We start from the raw sequence: 18,448 nt of genomic DNA on the forward strand, positions 1-18,448 counted from the left end.
CCCCCGGCAATCGATCTGGGGACTCGGACGAAGGGGGCAAAGGATGGACCAACGCACCGACCTCGGTGACGCTTTGACGCAGGCGGCGTTCAATCTGCGCAAGACCAGGATCAGCGAAGGCCGTCCGTTTCCTCTCGGCGCGACCTGGGACGGGCTCGGCGTCAACTTTGCGATCTTTTCCGCGCATGCGACCAAGGTCGAGCTGTGTCTGTTCGACGACACCGGCGAGACCGAGCTCGAGCGCATCGAGCTGCCCGAATACACCGACGAGGTCTGGCACGGCTACCTGCCGGCCGCGCGGCCCGGCACGGTGTATGGCTATCGCGTGCACGGACCCTACGAGCCGGACGCCGGTCACAGGTTCAATCCCAACAAGCTCGTGATCGACCCCTACGCCAAGCAGCTCGTCGGCAACCTGTGCTGGGGGCCGGAGCTGTTCGGCTATCGGCTCGATCATGCCGACAAGGACCTGTCGTTCGACGACCGCGACAGTGCGCCCTTGATGCTGAAGTGCCGGGTCATCGATCCCGCTTTCACCTGGGGAGGCTCGCGCAAGCCGGAGATTCCGTGGGAGCGAACGATCTTCTACGAGATGCACGTCAAGGGGTTCACCAAGCTGCATCCAATGGTGCCCGAAGCCGATCGCGGCACCTTCGCCGGTCTCGCGCACCAGGACATTCCGGCCTATCTGCGTTCCCTGGGCATTACCTCGGCCGAGCTATTGCCGATCCACGCCTTCATCGATGACAGCTATCTGGTCGAAAAGGGCCTGCGCAACTACTGGGGCTACAATTCGATCGGATTCTTTGCGCCGGAGCCGCGCTATCTGAAGACGCCGTTCGCGACCGAATTCAAGACCATGGTCAACCAGTTCCACGCCAACGGCATCGAGGTCATCCTCGACGTGGTCTACAACCACACCGCCGAAGGCAACGAGCTCGGGCCGACCTTGTCGTTCAAGGGCATCGACAATGCCAGCTACTACCGGCTGATGCCGGACCAGAAGCGCTACTACATCAACGACACCGGCACCGGCAACACCGTGAACCTGTCGCACCAGCGCGTGCTGCAGCTCGTCGCGGACTCGCTGCGCTATTGGGCGACCGAGATGCGGGTGGACGGCTTCCGCTTCGACCTCGCCACCATCCTGGCGCGCGAGCCCTATGGCTTCGACGAGGGCGGCAGTTTCCTGGATGCCTGTCGTCAGGACCCGGTGCTGTCGAGCGTCAAGCTGATCGCCGAGCCCTGGGACATCGGTCCCGGCGGCTATCAGGTCGGCCAGTTTCCGCCGGGCTGGGCGGAGTGGAACGACAAGTTTCGCGACACCGCGCGGGCATTCTGGAAGGGCGACGGCGGCACGCTCGCCGATTTCGCCAAGCGCATCTCGGGCTCGGGCGACCTGTTCAACAAGCGCGGCCGCCGGCCCTGGGCGAGCGTGAACTTCATCACCGCGCATGACGGCTTCAACCTCAACGACCTCGTCTCCTACAACGACAAGCACAACGAGGCCAATGGCGAGGATAATCGCGACGGCCACAGCAACAACCACTCCTGGAATTGCGGCGTCGAGGGACCGACCGACGATCCCGAGATCACCGCGTTGCGGGAGCGGCAGAAGCGTAATCTGCTGGCCACGATGCTGCTGTCGCACGGCACGCCGATGCTGCTCGCCGGCGACGAGTTCGGCCATACCCAGAACGGCACCAACAACGCCTATGCGCAGGACAATGAGACCACCTGGCTCGACTGGATGGGCATCACGCCGCAGGGGCGGGCGTTGCGCGAATTCACGCGCAAGCTGATCGCCATGCGCAAGGCGTTTCCGATCCTCTATCGCAGCCGCTTCCTGATCGGCTCGCACAATGAGGACCTCGGCGTCAACGACGTGACCTGGCTCGACCCGTCGGGCGAGGAGATGACGACGGAGCAGTGGACCGACGATCACGCGCGTTGCTTCGGCATGCTGCTCGACGGCCGCGCCCAGGAGACCGGCGTCAAGCGGCGTGGCTCGGATGCGACGCTCCTGCTGGTCTACAACGCGCATTTCGACGTCGTGAACTTCACGCTTCCGTCCGTGCCCGAAGGCCACAATTGGCTGGCGCTGCTCGACACCAACCAGCCGGATGCTCAGCCGCAGTCGTTCCCGTTCGGCCACGTCTACGCGGTGACCGGGCGATCGCTGCTGGCCTTCGGCCTGTCGTCGGAGCAGCAGCCGATGCGCGGCCTGCGCCATGGCCTCGGCGCGCTGCTCGACGTCGCGGAGGCGCCGCTGGGGTAGGATGTTCGGCGGATCTTGCGGTCAGGCACCGCGGGCGTATTTCGCAAGCCGCGCGTCGAGCACGCCGAGCATGGCCTCGCGCGCCGGATCGCGCGAGCCGCGCAGCCAGACGGCCGCGAGCGGAAGCCGTCCGGCGGTGCTGCCGCGTGTCATCCGCAGCGGCACGAAGCGGACGCCGGAGACCGCGAGCCGCGAGGTCCAGCGCGGCACGATGGCGATGCCGAGCCGCGCGGCGACGAGATGCACGATGGTCTGCTTCTCATCGGCGAACTGCGCGATAGCCGGCGACAGCCCGGCCTGTGCGAACAGCTTCATGGTGAGGTCGTGGCTGTGCGGCCGCGACCGGCGGTCCGGGACGATCAGCGGCTGGTCGGCGATGTCGGCGAGCGAGACCACAGCACGCGAGGCCAGCCGGTGCCGCTGCGGCAGGGCCACCACGGCGCTCTCGCTGAGCAGCGCGCGGAATTCGAGCCTGATATCGGTGCGCTCGGGCGGCCTGACAAAGGCGAGGTCGAGCGCGCCGGACAGGATCCTGGGCAGCAGCCGGATCGTCTTCTCCTCCGTGAGCTGCACCGCGATGTCGGGATGCCGCGCGCGAAAATCGTGCAGCAATTGCGGCAGCAGCCCGGCGGCCGCGCTGTCGATGGCGCCGACGCGCAGCCGCTGCGCCTTTGTGCTTCGGGTACGGCGGCGGAAGCCGGTTTCGACCGCCTCGACCCGGGCCAGGATCGCCCGGGCATCGCGCAGCAAGGTCGTGCCGTGCTCGGTCAGCGACACCGCGCGCGTCGTGCGGGCGAACAGCGGCGTCGCGAGGTCTTCTTCCAGCAGCTTGATCTGGCGTCCGAGCGCCGAGGGCAGCATCTGCAGCCGCTGCGCCGCCTTGCCGAAATGCAGTTCCTCGGCGGCGGCCACGAAGCAGCGGAGCTGGTGCAATTCCATGGTGGGGTCCTGAAGAGGCGATGGGCCGGATTATATCATTTTTTTGTATAATGATGCGAGCATTGAAGCCGGCCTGGCTCGACGCCTACGCTTGTCAGATCAACGACAAGACGGGACAGGGAGGTAACGATGGCCGGAGAGCTGGAAACGCGCGTGCTGCGCAGGATCACGTTGCGCATCGTGCCCTTCATCATGCTGCTCTATTTCGTAGCCTTCATCGACCGCGTCAACGTCGGCTTCGCAGCGCTGACCATGAACAAGGACATCGGGCTGTCAGCCTCGGCCTATGGGTTCGGCGCCGGCATCTTCTTCTGGGGCTATTTCCTGTTCGAAATCCCCTCCAACCTCGCGCTGGACAAGTTCGGCGCGCGCATCTGGATCGCGCGGGTCATGATCACCTGGGGCCTCGTCTCCGGCGCGATGGTGTTCGTGCAAGGACCGACGAGCTTCTATGTGCTGCGCTTCCTGCTTGGTGCTGCGGAAGCAGGCTTCTTCCCCGGCATCATCCTCTATCTCTCCTACTGGTTCCCGGCGCGCCAGCGCGCAGCCGTCACCGCGCTGTTCATGGCCGCCGCGCCGCTCTCCACGGTTCTCGGCTCTCCGGTTTCCGGCGCGCTGCTGGAGATGGACGGCATTCTCGGCTTCAAGGGCTGGCAGTGGCTGTTCCTGATCGAGGCGCTGCCGGCGGTGCTGCTCGGCTTCGTCGTGCTCGCCTACATGACCGATCGTCCGGAGCAGGCGCGCTGGCTCGCCGACGACGAGCGCGACTGGCTGGTGCGCACGATGAATGCCGAGCTGGTGAGCAAGGCCGCCACCGCGAGCCACAGCATCTGGCGCGGGCTGGCCGACATCCGCGTGCTGGCGCTCGCGCTGGTCTATTTCGGCACCTCGGCCGGCCTCTACACGCTCGGCGTCTGGGCGCCGCAGATCATCAAGCAGTTCGGCCTGTCGTCCTTCACCGTCGGCTTCCTCAACGCGGTGCCACCGACCGTGGCCGTGGTCGTCATGATCCTGTGGGCGCGCCATTCCGACCGTACCGCCGAGCGCACCTGGCACGTCGTGCTGGCCTGCGTGGCCGCAGCCGTCGGGCTCTGGTTGGCCGGGCTGTCGACCAGTGTCGCCGCCGTCCTCGCTGCGCTCACGCTCGTCAATGTCGGCATCTCCTCCTCGAAGCCGCCGCTGTGGAGCATGCCGACCATGTTCCTGTCCGGCTCGGCCGCCGCGGCGGGCATTGCAACCATCAACTCGATCGGCAATCTCGGCGGCTTCGTCGGTCCCGCGATGATCGGCTGGATCAAGGACCAGACCGGCAGCTTCAATGGCGGGCTCTATTTCGTCGCCGGCCTGCTGGTGGTATCGGCGGTGCTGACCCTGTTGCTGTCACGTTCACAAAGTGCGAAGGCCCAAGCAGCCACGCCGTCCTGACCTCATCAACGGAGCTCTTTCATGCGCACCCATTCCATCGCCGCCATTCCCGCCGACGGCATCGGCCCCGAGGTCATCTCCGAAGGCGTCCGCGTGCTCGAGGCGCTCGCCAAGCGCGCGGGCGACATCAGCTTCAACGTCAAGACCTTCGACTGGGGCTCGGACTACTACAAGAAGCACGGCGTGATGATGCCGTCCGATGGACTCGCGGAGCTGAAAAAGTTCGACGCGATCTATTTCGGCGCGGTCGGCGCTCCCGACGTGCCCGACCACATCACGCTGTGGGGCCTGCGGCTGCCGATCTGCCAGGGCTTCGATCAGTACGCCAATGTGCGCCCGACCAAGATCCTGCCCGGCGTGGCCTCGCCGTTGCGCAATGTCGGCGTCGGCGATCTCGACTGGGTGATCGTGCGCGAGAATTCCGAGGGCGAATATGCCGGCATGGGCGGGCGGGCGCATCGCGGCCTGCCAGAGGAGGTCGGCACCGAGGTCGCGGTCTTCACCCGCGTCGGCGTCACCCGCATCATGCGCTACGCGTTCAAGCTGGCGCAGTCGCGGCCGCGCAAGTTCCTCACCGTCGTCACCAAGTCGAATGCGCAGCGCCACGGCATGGTGATGTGGGACGAGATCGCCGCCGAGGTGGCGCGGGAATTCCCCGACGTGACCTGGGACAAGATGCTGGTCGATGCGATGACCGTGCGCATGACGCTGCAGCCGAAGAGCCTCGACACCATCGTCGCGACCAATCTGCATGCCGACATCCTGTCCGATCTCGCCGGCGCGCTGGCCGGCAGCCTCGGCGTGGCGCCGACCGGCAACATCGATCCGGAGCGGCGCTTCCCGTCGATGTTCGAGCCGATCCATGGTTCGGCGTTCGATATCACCGGAAAGGGCATCGCCAACCCGGTCGCGACGTTCTGGACCGGCGCGCAGATGCTCGAGCATCTCGGCGAGACGGACGCGGCCGCGCGGCTGATGGCTGCGGTCGAGAAAGTCTGTGCAGCCGGCATCCTGACCCCCGATGTTGGCGGCACGGCGACGACCAAGCAGGTGACCGACGCCGTCATCGACGCGATCCACGGCTCCAACGCCTGAGGCGTGCTGTTCTCTTGCACAATTCTGGCGTGTTCCGTGTCGCGCTTGCAATGGACGCTGCGGGGCGTATATCAGCGCTTCCGCTGCGTCCGCGCATGCCAATCACATGCGTGTCATAGAGACGCGAGACACGGCTTAAGGAGAAAGGACACATCATGCGTCGTCACCGTCGAGCCAAGATCGTCGCGACTGTCGGTCCCGCGAGCAATTCTCCGGAGATGCTGAAAGCGCTGTTCCTCGCCGGTGTGGACACCTTTCGTCTCAACTTCAGCCACGGCACCCAGGCCGATCACGCCAAGGTCCATGCCGCGGTCCGCGCCCTCGAGAAGGAAGTGCAGCGGCCGATCGGCATCTTGATGGATCTGCAGGGTCCTAAGATTCGCGTCGGCACGCTGCGCGACAAGAAGATCCAGGTCGAAGCCGGCGAGACGATTCGATTTGTTCTCAACGGCACCGAGGGCGACAAGACATCGATTCCGTTGCCGCATCCGGAAATCTTTGCGGCAGTCTCGCCCGGTCACGATCTTCTGATCGATGACGGCCGCGTGCGCGTCCGCGTCACCGGCCTCGGCGACGACTGGATCGAGGCCAAGGTGATCGTCAGCGGCGCGATCTCCAATCACAAGGGCGTCAATCTGCCCGGCACAATTCTGGAGCTATCGCCGCTGACGGCCAAGGACCGTTCTGATCTTGCCTTTGGGCTCGACCTCGGCGTCGACTGGGTGGCGCTGTCGTTCGTGCAGAAGCCGTCCGACGTGCTGGAGGCGAGGGGCCTGATCAATGGCCGCGCCGGCATCATGTCCAAGATCGAGAAACCGGCGGCGCTGGAGCGGATCGACGACATCATCCAGCTCTCTGACGCGATCATGGTTGCGCGCGGCGATCTCGGCGTCGAGATTCCCAACGAGGACGTGCCGGGCAAGCAGAAGGAGCTGGTGCGCGCCTGCCGGCTCGCGGTGAAGCCGGTGATCGTCGCGACGCAGATGCTGGATTCGATGGTCGCGACGCCGACGCCGACGCGCGCCGAGGTCTCCGACGTCGCGACCGCGATCTATGACGGCGCCGACGCGGTGATGCTGTCGGCGGAATCGGCCAGCGGGCAATATCCGCGCGAGGCGGTGGCGATGATGGACAGCATCATCAAGGCCACCGAAGGCCACAAGATGTACCGCTCGATCGTCGAGGCGACGCAGCCTGGCGAGGAGCAGACGCCGCCGCATGCGGTGGCGACCGCGGCGGCCGATCTCGCCTCGGCGATCCACGCCAAGGCGATCGTGGCCTATACGTCGAGCGGCACCTCGGCCTCGCGCGTTGCGCGCAAGCGGCCGAGCCTGCCGATTCTGGCGATCACGCCGAATGAGGACACCTCGCGGCGGATGTGCCTGCTGTGGGGCGCGCACAGCGTGCTGTCGCAGGACGTGCAGAGCTACGAGGAGATGGTCGAGCGCGCGACCTTCTTCGCCGTGCAGGAGGAGTTCGCTGAAGCCGGCGACCTGCTCGTCGTCGTCGCCGGCATTCCGTTCGCGCAGACCGGCACCACCAACAATCTGCGCGTCGTCACCGTGCCGAGAGGAGGCTGATTTTCCCTGTTCGCGCTGCCCGCCTGTCGCCTGATTGTCGCACCCCGCTGGTATCGCGGGGCAGTGACGAGGGACATCGCGAGTCGTCAAACGAGCGGTGTCCGGTCGCGGTCCGGCAGGATGGGTTCTGCCGGTGCGGCGTTTCGTCATCGCGGTGTCATCAGGGACTGTTAGGTGGGCGCGCATGGGACTTGAGACTGCTGGTGAAGAAAGCCCGGCTCGGCGCTTTCGGACGTTGTTCATCTCGGACGTTCATCTCGGAGCCCGCGGCTCGCAGGCCAATCTCCTCGTCGATTTCCTGCGTCACCATGATGCCGACACGATCTATCTGGTCGGCGACATCATCGACGGCTGGGCGCTCAAATCGAGCTGGCATTGGCCGCAGTCGCATAACGACCTGGTGCAGAAGATGCTGCGCAAGGCGCGCAAGGGCGCCAAGATCGTCTATGTCCCCGGCAATCACGACGAGTTCCTGCGCGGTTATTACGGCACGCATTTCGGCGGCATCGACGTCGTCGAGAACATCGTCCACACCGGCGCTGACGGCAAACGCTATCTGGTGATCCACGGCGACATCTTCGATCTGGTCGTGCAGAATGCGCGCTGGCTCGCCCATCTCGGCGACAAGGCCTATGACTTCGCCATCCAGATGAACCGTCTGGTCAACTTCTTCCGTCGCATGTTCGGCGTTCCCTATTGGTCGCTGTCGCAATGGGCCAAGCAGAAGGTCAAGAACGCCGTCAACTACATCGGCGCGTTCGAGACGGCGCTGGCCTCGGAGGCGCGGCGGCATGGCGCTGATGGCGTGATCTGCGGCCACATCCATTGCGCCGTCATCCGCGACCAGGACGGCATTCGCTACATGAATTGCGGCGACTGGGTCGAGAGCTGCACGGCGCTGGTCGAGCACGAGGACGGCCGTTTCGAGATCCTGACCTGGACCGATCCGCAGCGGCAACCCGCGCCGGTTCCGCAGCTGGCCGCCCGCGCCGCCTGACACCGGTTCCCTTGCCTCTCGGCAATCGGGCGCGGTAAAATAGGGGTATGACAGCTCATTCCCCGATCCTGCCCGTGACCGCCGCCGACATCGAGGCGGCGGCACGCGTCCTCGCGCCCGTGGCCGTGCGGACTCCGCTGCTGCCGGCTCCCGTGCTCAACGAGCGGTTCAAAGCGAACGTCTTCGTGAAGCCGGAGGTGCTGCAGCGGACCGGCTCGTTCAAGTTCCGCGGCGCCTACAACAAGCTGGCGTCGATCCCGGAAGCAGCGCGCGGCAACGGCGTCGTCGCATTCTCCTCCGGCAATCATGCGCAGGGCGTCGCCCATGCCGCCACATTGCTGGGCATGGACGCCACGATCGTGATGCCCTCGGATGCGCCAGCGGCCAAGCGCGAGCGCACCAAGGCGTTCGGTGCCGACGTCGTGCTCTATGATCGCGATCGCGAGGACCGCGAAGCGATCGCGCGCGACATCGCAGCAAAGCGCGGCTCGACGGTGGTGCCGCCCTATGACGATCCCTACGTCATCGCAGGGCAGGGCACCGTCGGTCGTGAAATCGCCGAAGATCTCGCGGCGCTCGGCCTGTCGCCGGATCTGGTGATCGTCCCGGCTTCGGGCGGTGGACTGCTTGCCGGCGTCTCGACCGCGGTCAAGGCGCGCTTTCCCAACACCCGGATGGTCGTGGCCGAGCCAAAGGGTTTTGACGACCATGCGCGCTCGCTACGGGCCGGCCACCGCGAGGCGCACGACGCAAAGGGCCGGACCATCTGTGACGCGCTGATGGCGGCGATTCCAGGCGAGATCACCTTCGCCATCAACAGCCAACTGCTGTCGGCCGCGGTCGAGGCTTCGGATGAGGAGGTGGGGCGCGCGGTCGGCTTTGCCTTCCGGGAGCTGAAGCTCGTGGTCGAGCCCGGCGGTTCGGTCGGGCTTGCAGCATTGCTGGCCGGCCGGCTGGATGTGGCGGGCAAGACGGTGGTGATCGTTTTGTCCGGCGGCAATGTCGATGCTGAGCTCTACGCCAGGCTGATCGCCTGACGATCAAGCCTCAGTGAAAGCTGAGGCCGCCTTTTGCAAATCCCCCGCCGCCCATCCGCAGTCCGGACTGCGCGACGTGCGGCGTGCTCCGCGCCGGGCCGCCCTGCATCCCGCCTTGGCCACGCGCCATCGACGGATGCGACGCGTTGATGTTCGGCTTGAACGGTCCGGAATTGCCGGGGAAGGGACGCCGCACTTCGCGGGCGTCGAATGGCCGCCCAGGACTGCGCTTCAGTGGATCGCGCTGGATTTTCGTAGCCACAGGCGGATTTGTCGGCGGCACGATCCTGTCGCGCAACTTGGTCTGAGCGATAGGCCCGGGATCGACGACCTTGTTGGGACCCGCGTTGTTGATGGCATTGCCTTTCGTGACCACCGTTGGCGGCAGCGGTCCGTGCGGCACGGTGGCGGCCGGCAGCGTCGGTTGCGGGGCTGGATGGCTCTGGATCTGCGGACCGGGATTGAACGGTCGCGCGATCGGTGCCAGTTGCGGTGGCATCATGAGACGGCTCGGTTGCAGCACGGGGATGGGCCGAGGCTGTCCCTGCAGCCGCAGTGCGACCGGCGCATATGGGCTGTCGGCATAGGATTCACGGAAGCTCTGATAGGCGGCCGGCGAATTCGCCAGCACGGCTTGGTGCCACGCCGCGGCCTGCACGAGGCCGGCGAGCAGTGCGCGGATGCGGTCGGCGAGCGGATCGCGCGGATACAGCTCGATGAACTCGCGATAATATTGCGGACGGTTCTCCGACAGCACGTAGTCATAGGCCTGCCGCACGGAACGGCTCGGCAGGTTGGCCGCCATCTGGATCACCGGCGCGTTCTCGGCAGGGCGCGCCGCCGCGACCAGCGTATCCCCGAAGAAGGTGAAATCACTGGTCAACGAGGAGCTTTCCCATGGCGTCTGTCGTCCGTCGGTGCTCTGGTTCACCTGTAGGCGAATGCGCTTGAACAATTGCTCGATCGGCAGGTTCGGCTGCCGCGCCAGGTTCAGGAACGCCTGCGCGTACGGGCTGTGCTCGCCACGCCCGTCGAGCGCCTCCGCGCCAGGCGAGGTCGAGTATCCGAGGATCGAGCCGTTCGGCGCGTCGACGATGGCAAGTCCGCGTCCGGCATCGTTGATGGCAGGGAATGGATTGTTGCGGCAGGCGTCCAGCACGACGATCCGCATCCGGCTCGGGATGGCGTCGAGCGTTGCCATCAGGTCCACCAGACGGATGGTCCCCGTCGTCAGGTCGGAGGGCGCTGAGATACGGGCATCGATCGGGATCAGATAGTTCTCGCCCGCGAGCTGAACCCCGTGGCCGGCGTAGTAGACCATTGCCACGGTGTTCGGGCCGTGTGCTGCCACCCGGCTCGAGAAATCCTCGACGACCTTGAGCATCTCGTTCTGCGTCAGATCGGTCGCCGTGATCACCTCGAAGCCGGCCGAGTTCAACAGCTTGGCAACAGCATGGGCGTCGTTGTCCGGGTTCTCCAGCGGCGGCGCGTTCTGATAGCTCGCATTGCCGATCACGAGCGCGACGCGTGGCTCGGCTCCTTGAGGGATCGCGGCGGGCGTGTTGCTCTCCTTTGCCGGTGAGGGAGCTGCCAGCGCGCGCGGTGGTGTGTGAAGGATGTCGAGCTCACTGCCGGCGGCGAACGCCGAGTCCGGGCCGACCCAGGCCATCAGGCCCAGCAGCGCGGACATGAGCAGGGATTTCCAGGCGGATGTTACAGCGCGAAATTTCGGAACGGACACGGCGTTCTCCTCGAGCATGCGCAAAGCGAATGGCTTGAGGATCAGGCTACGCAGATCACGCAGCAGCGTACGTGATCCGCGTCACCCATCAACGCGGCACCTTTCGGTGCTCAGTGATCGAGGTTCAACAGGAGGCGGCCGAGATGCACTCGCCCTACGAGAAGAATGCGATCTTCTCAGGCTGGGTCATGCGACGGATCGGCGCCAACGAGTCGTTGGCGGGTGCCTGCGGCCGCTGCAGAAGGCCGTTCGACAGCAGCGTCGATCCCAGCGACGGCTCGTAGGCAGGCTTGGGCATCGCGGACGCGCTGGTGCTGTGAGCCGCGGCGGCGGTCGGGCGGACCTGCTGGCTCGGCGCAACGTCGGCCTTCGGGGCCTCTGCGGGAGATTGAGCTGCGACCGCAGCCGCCACGGCGGCCAGGGTCTCGATGGTGATCGCCTCCGGAAGCGGTGGCGATACGGGCACGCTGGGGACCGGCACCGGGGCTGCACGCGAGGCCATGCGCGGGGCCGCCGCGGGCGGGGCCGGCATCGGAGGGGAAGACATTGGCGGAGCCGACATCGTGGGCGCAGCGGGAGCCGGCGCTGCGCTGGCAACCGGGGCTTCTGCCGTGGTCAGCACGAGGTCCGGCTCCGACGGCGCCGTCTCGCTGAAGCTCGCGACGATGTCGTCGTCGACCGAGGTCGGCTCCTCAATGTCGAAGCCGAGCGTCCTGGCCCGACTGAACTCCTCCTCGTCGATCGGATCTGGGGCACCCATCTCCGCCGCGACCAATTCCAGGATGGCTTCGTCGTGGGCTTCTGCGGCGACGGCGTCATCCAGGGCCGCCGCCGCGTGCTGCTCGATCTCGAGCAGGGCTTCGTCCACCGACGGCTCGGTCGCAGCTTCCGGGGGCTGCACCACCGCCGAAGCGGCGGTGTCGACCATCCTGGCCTCAACCGCTGCAGCCGCCATGATCACAGCATCAGCGCCGGAGGATGTCTCGACCGATTCGATCGCGGCCACTGCGGCAACGAGCGGAATGGTCATCTCGAGCCCGGCTTGGGCCGCCTCCATCTGTTCCGGCACGGGCTGCGGCTCCGGAGCCACCTGTGGCTCAGCCGAGACCGTCGCCGCCGCAGTCGGACCCGATGCGACATCGGGTGTCGGCGGGGCCGCAGCCTCGGTCGCCGGTTCGATCTCGTCAGCCGCGGGCGGAATGCTTGCTTTCTCCGCGTCGAACTCCTTCAGCCGCGTCTTGATGATCTCGAAGGCCGCAAGCAGCGCGACCTTGGGGTCGGCGCACGCAAGCTGGTCGCAGGCGGCCTCGATCGACGTGACCTGTGAATCGATCAGGTCGCAGATCCGCGAGTCCGCACCGATCTCGCGCCAGCGCCAGGAAATTTCCTTGATGATTCGGATGCCCTTGCGCACCGGCGCCAGGTTCTGCTCGAGGGCCATGCTGTCGACCGCAGTGGCGGCGGCGAGTGCGGCGTCTTCGACCGTGGCGCGGATCGCGGCCAGCGCTTCGGGCAGCGCCTTGCTGTCGGCCTGCTCGAACTCCTGCTGCTGCTGACGCTGTGAGGCCAGCGCATGCTCGATGCGGGCCACCGCGTCGAGCACCATGCTGGTGTCGGCATTGCGGTTGCGCTTGGCGTATTCGCCAAGGAACCAGCGGCCTCGGGACGTCTCCATGAAGGCGTCGCGGATCGCCTCGTAATCGGCCTCGTTCGGCTGAGCCGCACGGGCGGATATCGGCGAGAGGGCGAAGACTTCATCGACCATGGCAAACCTATCGCGCACATTGCTGCGCGTTGGCATAACGATCACCATGATATTGATCGAATCGCAATTGAATTGATGCCACTGTCCCGACAAATCTCCACCACATCGCCGGTATTGTCGCGCCGATTCGCGGACAGGTTGGGGCTGTTCTATGGCGCTGTGTTCGTGCTCTCGGGCACGCATCTGCCGTTCTTTCCCGTATGGCTACGGGCGATCGGGCTGGATGCCGCATGGATTGGGGTCATCGTTGCGGTTCCCGCCGTAACCCGCTTCACCGTCCTGCCGCTGATCACCGCGGTTGCCGAGCGCCGGCAGGCCCTGCGCGCCGCGATGCGGCTGACCACCTTCGCAACGGCATCGGGCTTTGTGGTTCTTGCCTTCCAGCGCGAACCCTGGCTGGTATTCCTGGTCTACGTGGCAACCTGCTGCCTCTGGACACCCGTTGTCCCGCTGACGGACGCTTATGCGCTCCGTGGCGTGATGAGCTATGGCCTGAACTACGGTCGCCTGCGGCTGTGGGGATCGGCCGCATTCATCGCCGGAACGCTGCTGTGCGGCGGGCTGGTCGACCTCGCGCCGTCGTCCGAGCTGATCTGGATCATCGTCTCGGTCGCGCTGTGCGGTGCGGCAAGCAGCCTGCTGCTGCAGGCGCTGCCGCCGCTGCCGCATGGCGCCGGCCTGGCCCGGGACGGGCGCAGTCTGCTGGGCAATCCGAGCTTCCTCTGCATCATCGCCGCTTCGGCGCTGATCCAGGCAAGCCATGCGGCCTACTACACGTTCTCCGCCATCGAGTGGAAGGCGCAGGGCTTCAGCGGGCTGACAATCGCTTGGCTCTGGACCATGGGCGTGCTGGCCGAGATCGTCGTGTTCGCCCTGTCGCCCCGGTTCACGCTGGCGCCCGCGAGCCTGGTCATGATCGGCGCGATGGCGGCCGTGCTGCGCTGGAGCCTCACGGCCCAGGAGCCCCATGCGGGTGGGCTCGCCGCGGTCCAGATCAGTCACGGCTTCACCTTCGGGCTGACCCTGGTTGGAACCATGGGGCTGTTGGTCCGCCAAGTGCCGGCGCAGCTGACGGCGCGCGGGCAGGGCTATTATGCGGCTGCGAGCGGCGTGGTCGGCTCGGCGGCATCGGCCCTCTCTGGGCCGGTCTATGCGGCCTATGGACCCGGTGTCTACTACGTGATGGCCGCGATGGCCGGAGCGGGCGGCGTCCTGATGTGGATCGCGCACCGAAGCCTGTCGTTTCAGCCCCACAACGCCTGATCGGGCGGATAGACCAGGCTGTCCTCGTAGTGCAGGCCGTGCTCGCAATCCTCGGCGAGCAGCAGCGGACCGTCCAGATCGACGAAACGGGCGAAAGGCGTCAGCAGCATGGCCGGTGCCATCGACAGCGATGTCGCCACCATGCAGCCGACCATGATGTCGAAGCCGAGCGCGCGCGCGGCTTCGGCCATCGCAAGCGCCTCGGTCAGTCCTCCGGTCTTGTCGAGCTTGATGTTGACGGCGTCATAGCGTCCGCGCAGCGCTTCGAGCGAGTCGCGGTCATGCACGCTCTCGTCGGCGCAGACGGTGAGCGGGCGCGCGATCTTTCCGAGCGCTTCGTCTTTCCCTGCGGGCAGCGGCTGCTCGACCAGCGTGACGCCGGCGATGGCGCAGGCTGCGAGATTGGATTCCAAATTCGCTTCGGTCCAGGCCTCGTTGGCGTCGACGATCAGTTGTGACTGCGGCGCCGCCGCTCGCACGGCTGCAATCCGCGCAGGATCGCCGTCGCCGCCGAGCTTGATCTTGAGCAGCGGGCGATGCGCGGCCTTGGCCGCAGCTTTGGCCATCACATCGGGGCTCCCGAGCGAAATCGTGTAGGCCGTGACGCACGGTGCCGGTGCGCGACGTCCGAGCAGGTCCCAGATGCGCCGGCCGCTCCGCTTGGCTTCGAGGTCGAGCAGCGCGCAGTCGAGCGCATTGCGCGCCGCGCCCGGCGGCAACGCCGTCTGCAGGGCGTTGCGGTCGAGACCAGAGGCGACCGCATCGCGCATCGCGAGCAGGGCGCTCAGCGCCGCATCGGGCGTTTCGCCATAACGCGGATAGGGCACGCATTCGCCGCGGCCAACCATCGTCCCGTGTCGCAGCTCCGCGATCACTGTCACGGCTTCGGTCTTGGCGCCGCGGCTGATCGTGAAGCTGCCGGCGATCGGCCAGTGGCCGATCCGGGCGTCCAGTATTGGAAAACCGTTGGAAGTCATTTGAAAGTCTGGCGCTTTGTGAACCGGAATGAGGCGCTTGGGACTTGCGCGATCTGACCGACTATGGCTGTTGATAGTGGTCTCCGGCAAGGTGGTAGCGACGCGGTGGGATTTTTCTCGTCAAGGAGCGGACGTCCAAGGCTCCGAGGATGGCCGTCGTGAAGGGCGGCCCTGATTTGCAGCGCAGTGGCGATGGCAACGCGCTGTCGCTGCGCGCGACTGGCGCCTGGACTGCGCCCTTTGCGCCGTCGCTCGAACGGCTCGTCGCCGATGCCGAAAAGCTCGCCGGCAAGAAGATCGATGTCTCCATCGACGTCTCCCAAGTCTCCAAGCTCGACACGTTCGGCGCCTGGCTGATCGAGCGGCTGCGCCGCAGCTTCACGACCGGAACCGTCGAGGTCCGGATCGATGGGCTCTCTGCGAACTACGCCAGCCTGGTCGACGAGGTTCGACGCGTCAGCACCGCGCCCAATGGCGACGCGACGATGGTGACCATCACCGGCATGCTCGGCCAGATCGGCCTCAGTGTCGCCGGCATCTTCGGCACGATCGCCGCGCTGATCGACATGCTCGGCGCCGTGATCGTCGCCAGCGGCCGGGTCCTCATTCATCCCCGCAGCTTCCGATTGACCTCGACCATCCATCATCTCGAGCAGGTGTGCTGGCGCGCGGTGCCGATCATCGTGCTGATCACCTTCCTGATCGGCTGCATCATCGCTCAGCAGGGCATCTTCCATTTCCGAAGGTTCGGCGCCGACATCTTCGTCGTCGACATGCTCGGCGTGCTGGTGCTGCGCGAGATCGGCGTGCTGCTGGTGGCGATCATGATCGCGGGCCGGTCGGGTAGCGCCTACACGGCCGAGCTCGGCTCGATGAAGATGCGCGAGGAGATCGACGCGCTGCGCACAATGGGCTTCGATCCGATCGAGGTCCTGATCCTGCCGCGCATGCTCGCGCTGGTGATCGCACTGCCGATCCTGGCCTTCCTCGGCGACATCGCCGCGCTCTATGGCGGTGGGCTGGTGGCCTGGTTCTATGGCGGCGTCGATCCCGAGGCCTTCCTGCTGCGCCTGCGCGATGCGATCTCGATCGATCATTTCAAGGTCGGGCTGCTCAAGGCGCCGGTGATGGCGGCGGTGATCGGGATCGTCGCCTGCGTCGAAGGACTGGCAGTGCAGGGCAGTGCCGAGTCGCTGGGGCGCCACACCACTTCGTCGGTGGTGAAGGGCATCTTCTTCGTCATCGTGATGGACGGCGTGTTCGCGATCTTCTTCGCCGCGGTCGGGATGTGAGCTGAGATGACGCAGGAGGTCTCCGATCCGATCATCCGCGTGCGTGACGTTACCGTGCAGTTCGGCAAGACGCGCGTGCTCGACGGGCTCGACCTCGACGTCAAGCGCGGCGAGATCCTGGGCTTCGTCGGTCCATCCGGCGCCGGCAAGTCGGTGCTGACGCGCACCATCATCGGCCTCGTGCCGAAGCTGTCGGGCAACATCGAGGTGTTCGGCGTCGATCTCGACGCCGCCGATCGTGCCGGCCGCCGCGCCGTCGAGCGGCGCTGGGGCGTGCTGTTCCAGCAGGGCGCGTTGTTCTCCTCGCTCACCGTGCGGCAGAACATCCAGTTCCCGGTCCGGGAGTATCTCAAGGTCTCGCAGCGTCTGCTCGACGAGATCATGATCGCAAAGCTGGTGATGGTCGGATTGCGGCCCGATGTTGCTGATCGTTTCCCGAGCGAGCTGTCGGGGGGCATGATCAAGCGCGTGGCGCTGGCACGCGCGCTCGCGCTCGATCCGGAGCTGGTGTTCCTCGATGAGCCGACCTCGGGGCTCGACCCGATCGGCGCCGGCGATTTCGACGAGCTCGTCCGGACCCTGCAGCGCACTTTGGGACTGACGGTTTTCATGGTAACCCATGATCTCGACAGCCTGTATACGGCGTGCGACCGCATCGCCGTGCTGGGCGACGGCAAGATTATCGCCGCGGGATCGATGGCCGACATGCAGGCCTCGGAACATCCGTGGCTCCGACAGTATTTCCACGGCAAGCGTGCCCGAGCCGTGATGGGGTAGCGCGACGCGCCCCAGGGACGATTTTTGTGAGCGGGAGTGGGGACTGCCGCGACAAAGTTGATGGGGTGGGTGCCGCTGTCCGGCGCCAACCGACAGTGCACGGAAGCGGGGGCCGGATGACCGCCGCGACGTGCCGGTACCGGAGTTGGTAATGGAAACGCGGGCGAATTACGTCCTGATCGGGTCGTTCACGCTGGCTGTGATTGCCGCGGCGATCGGATTTGTCCTCTGGTTTCAGAGCCTGCACACGACCAAGCAGCGCAGCCCGCTGCGGGTCGTGTTCGAGGGTCCGGCCGCGGGTCTGCGCAACGGCGGCAGCGTCAACTTCAATGGTATCCGGGTCGGTGAGGTCATCTCGGTCAAGCTCGACAATCCGCGCCGCGTCGTCGCGCTGGCGATGGTCGAGAACAACGCGCCGATCCGCAAGGACACCCTGGTCGGGCTCGAGTTCCAGGGCCTGACCGGCGTCGCCGCGATCTCGCTGAAGGGCGGCGAGGAGGCTGCGCCGCCGCCGCCGCTCGACGAGGATGGCGTGCCGGTGCTGCGTGCCGATCCGACCCGGCTGCAGGACGTGACCGAAGCGATCCGAGCCACCTTGCAGAACATCAACAAGGTGGTCGCGGACAACCAGGACGCCGTGAAGAACTCGATCAAGAATCTCGAGGTGTTCACCCAGTCGCTGGCCCGCAATTCCGAGCGCATCGATGGCGTCATGAGCCGTGTCGACGGCATCATGGGCAAGGCCGATACCCTGATGCTCGGTCTCAACACGCTGGCCGGCGGCAAGGATGGCGGCGAGCTGTTCCTGACGGTGAAATCGATCCGGGAGCTCGCCGAGGATCTGGACAAGCGCTCCGGCGCGCTGATGGCCGATGGACGGCGCACGCTGTCCGACATCAGCCGCGCCGTGAACAATTTCGACCGCAATCCGACCCGGGTCCTATTCGGGGCCAGCAACGCCAGCCCGAGCAACGCCCAGGCCTCGCAGCCCGCGCCCGCGGCGCCCACCAGCGGGCGGCGGTGAGGGAGGCGGGCGGGCGCAGGGCGTAGCGAGAGGCAGCGCCTCGGTGCCCTCCGCGGCGATGCACCGATTGCTCCACGCTCGGCTTGGCATTGTCCCGTCTCATGCTGACTGGCATCCCGGGCGCCTGCAACGACGGCTGCCGTGCCGGTCGGGCCGGCGACGGGCAAATCCGAAAACGCTTCACTGGACCCCGATAAGCGAAACGGAGGCCTCGCGGCCTCCGTTGTCTATTCTCATCGCGGTCGGCTCCTCGCCATC

14 protein-coding genes are annotated in these 18,448 nt (G+C 66.2%); 10 read left to right on the forward strand and 4 right to left on the reverse strand.

Annotated elements, in window-relative coordinates; translation table 11 throughout:
- Positions 1-43 precede the first annotated feature (43 nt).
- A complete protein-coding gene (gene glgX, locus QX073_RS10090; RefSeq protein ID WP_316225698.1) occupies positions 44-2,278 on the forward strand; it encodes a glycogen debranching protein GlgX in 2,235 nt (744 codons plus the stop codon).
- A gap of 21 nt (positions 2,279-2,299) precedes the next feature.
- On the opposite strand, the gene QX073_RS10095 is transcribed toward glgX, so the two are convergent.
- A complete protein-coding gene (locus tag QX073_RS10095) occupies positions 2,300-3,217 on the reverse strand; it encodes a LysR family transcriptional regulator (RefSeq protein ID WP_316225699.1) in 918 nt (305 codons plus the stop codon).
- A gap of 129 nt (positions 3,218-3,346) precedes the next feature.
- Between QX073_RS10095 and QX073_RS10100 the strand changes: the two genes are divergently transcribed.
- The 5 genes from QX073_RS10100 (at position 3,347) to QX073_RS10120 (ending at position 9,351) form a co-directional block, all read left to right on the forward strand.
- Positions 3,347-4,642, forward strand: a complete 1,296-nt coding sequence (locus QX073_RS10100) for an MFS transporter (protein WP_316225700.1) — start codon at positions 3,347-3,349, stop codon at positions 4,640-4,642.
- Between the two features lie 21 nt (positions 4,643-4,663).
- A complete protein-coding gene (locus QX073_RS10105; protein ID WP_316225701.1) occupies positions 4,664-5,737 on the forward strand; it encodes a tartrate dehydrogenase in 1,074 nt (357 codons plus the stop codon).
- A gap of 155 nt (positions 5,738-5,892) precedes the next feature.
- Positions 5,893-7,317, forward strand: a complete 1,425-nt coding sequence (pyk, locus tag QX073_RS10110) for a pyruvate kinase (RefSeq protein ID WP_316225702.1) — start codon at positions 5,893-5,895, stop codon at positions 7,315-7,317.
- Between the two features lie 184 nt (positions 7,318-7,501).
- The gene (locus QX073_RS10115) at positions 7,502-8,314 is read left to right on the forward strand and encodes a UDP-2,3-diacylglucosamine diphosphatase (protein WP_315753173.1); all 813 of its coding nucleotides are present in this window, start codon (positions 7,502-7,504) and stop codon (positions 8,312-8,314) included.
- 47 nt (positions 8,315-8,361) lie between these two features.
- A complete protein-coding gene (locus QX073_RS10120) occupies positions 8,362-9,351 on the forward strand; it encodes a threonine/serine dehydratase (protein ID WP_315828167.1) in 990 nt (329 codons plus the stop codon).
- Between the two features lie 10 nt (positions 9,352-9,361).
- Here QX073_RS10120 and QX073_RS10125 read toward each other — a convergent pair whose 3' ends face one another.
- Positions 9,362-11,041, reverse strand: coding sequence for a caspase family protein (locus QX073_RS10125; RefSeq protein WP_316191387.1), 1,680 nt, complete (start codon positions 11,039-11,041; stop codon positions 9,362-9,364).
- A gap of 205 nt (positions 11,042-11,246) precedes the next feature.
- Positions 11,247-12,857: a hypothetical protein gene (locus QX073_RS10130; protein WP_316191386.1), complete on the reverse strand. Its 1,611-nt coding sequence runs from the start codon at positions 12,855-12,857 to the stop codon at positions 11,247-11,249.
- A 75-nt stretch (positions 12,858-12,932) separates the two neighbouring features.
- Here QX073_RS10130 and QX073_RS10135 point away from each other — a divergent pair, with 75 nt between their 5' ends.
- Positions 12,933-14,120 (forward strand): MFS transporter, encoded by a 1,188-nt coding sequence (locus tag QX073_RS10135; protein ID WP_316191385.1) that lies wholly within the window; start codon positions 12,933-12,935, stop codon positions 14,118-14,120.
- On the opposite strand, the gene dgcA is transcribed toward QX073_RS10135, so the two are convergent.
- The gene (gene dgcA, locus QX073_RS10140) at positions 14,102-15,097 is read right to left on the reverse strand and encodes an N-acetyl-D-Glu racemase DgcA (protein ID WP_316167129.1); all 996 of its coding nucleotides are present in this window, start codon (positions 15,095-15,097) and stop codon (positions 14,102-14,104) included. The two genes, QX073_RS10135 and dgcA, sit on opposite strands and share 19 nt — an antisense overlap.
- Positions 15,098-15,255: 158 nt before the next feature.
- Between dgcA and QX073_RS10145 the strand changes: the two genes are divergently transcribed.
- From QX073_RS10145 to QX073_RS10155, 3 genes are all read left to right on the forward strand, one after another.
- A complete protein-coding gene (locus tag QX073_RS10145; protein WP_315713623.1) occupies positions 15,256-16,389 on the forward strand; it encodes an ABC transporter permease in 1,134 nt (377 codons plus the stop codon).
- Positions 16,390-16,395: 6 nt separating this feature from the next.
- Positions 16,396-17,166, forward strand: a complete 771-nt coding sequence (locus QX073_RS10150) for an ABC transporter ATP-binding protein (protein ID WP_315753168.1) — start codon at positions 16,396-16,398, stop codon at positions 17,164-17,166.
- Positions 17,167-17,317: 151 nt separating this feature from the next.
- Positions 17,318-18,190, forward strand: coding sequence for an MlaD family protein (locus QX073_RS10155; RefSeq protein WP_315753167.1), 873 nt, complete (start codon positions 17,318-17,320; stop codon positions 18,188-18,190).
- The last annotated feature ends 258 nt before the right edge of the window (positions 18,191-18,448 follow it).

The organism is Bradyrhizobium sp. SZCCHNS3052, from assembly GCF_032484495.1.
In the GTDB taxonomy this organism is placed as follows: Bacteria; Pseudomonadota; Alphaproteobacteria; order Rhizobiales; family Xanthobacteraceae; genus Bradyrhizobium.

Bases quoted from the DNA above. Each gene is read 5' to 3' on its own strand.
- glgX (WP_316225698.1), top strand. From the start codon at position 44: ATGGACCAACGCACCGACCTCGGTGACGCTTTGACGCAGGCGGCGTTC.
- QX073_RS10095 (WP_316225699.1), bottom strand. From the start codon at position 3,217: ATGGAATTGCACCAGCTCCGCTGCTTCGTGGCCGCCGCCGAGGAACTG.
- QX073_RS10100 (WP_316225700.1), top strand. From the start codon at position 3,347: ATGGCCGGAGAGCTGGAAACGCGCGTGCTGCGCAGGATCACGTTGCGC.
- QX073_RS10105 (WP_316225701.1), top strand. From the start codon at position 4,664: ATGCGCACCCATTCCATCGCCGCCATTCCCGCCGACGGCATCGGCCCC.
- pyk (WP_316225702.1), top strand. From the start codon at position 5,893: ATGCGTCGTCACCGTCGAGCCAAGATCGTCGCGACTGTCGGTCCCGCG.
- QX073_RS10115 (WP_315753173.1), top strand. From the start codon at position 7,502: ATGGGACTTGAGACTGCTGGTGAAGAAAGCCCGGCTCGGCGCTTTCGG.
- QX073_RS10120 (WP_315828167.1), top strand. From the start codon at position 8,362: ATGACAGCTCATTCCCCGATCCTGCCCGTGACCGCCGCCGACATCGAG.
- QX073_RS10125 (WP_316191387.1), bottom strand. From the start codon at position 11,041: ATGTCCGCGCTGCTGGGCCTGATGGCCTGGGTCGGCCCGGACTCGGCG.
- QX073_RS10130 (WP_316191386.1), bottom strand. From the start codon at position 12,857: ATGGTCGATGAAGTCTTCGCCCTCTCGCCGATATCCGCCCGTGCGGCT.
- QX073_RS10135 (WP_316191385.1), top strand. From the start codon at position 12,933: ATGCCACTGTCCCGACAAATCTCCACCACATCGCCGGTATTGTCGCGC.
- dgcA (WP_316167129.1), bottom strand. From the start codon at position 15,097: ATGACTTCCAACGGTTTTCCAATACTGGACGCCCGGATCGGCCACTGG.
- QX073_RS10150 (WP_315753168.1), top strand. From the start codon at position 16,396: ATGACGCAGGAGGTCTCCGATCCGATCATCCGCGTGCGTGACGTTACC.
- QX073_RS10155 (WP_315753167.1), top strand. From the start codon at position 17,318: ATGGAAACGCGGGCGAATTACGTCCTGATCGGGTCGTTCACGCTGGCT.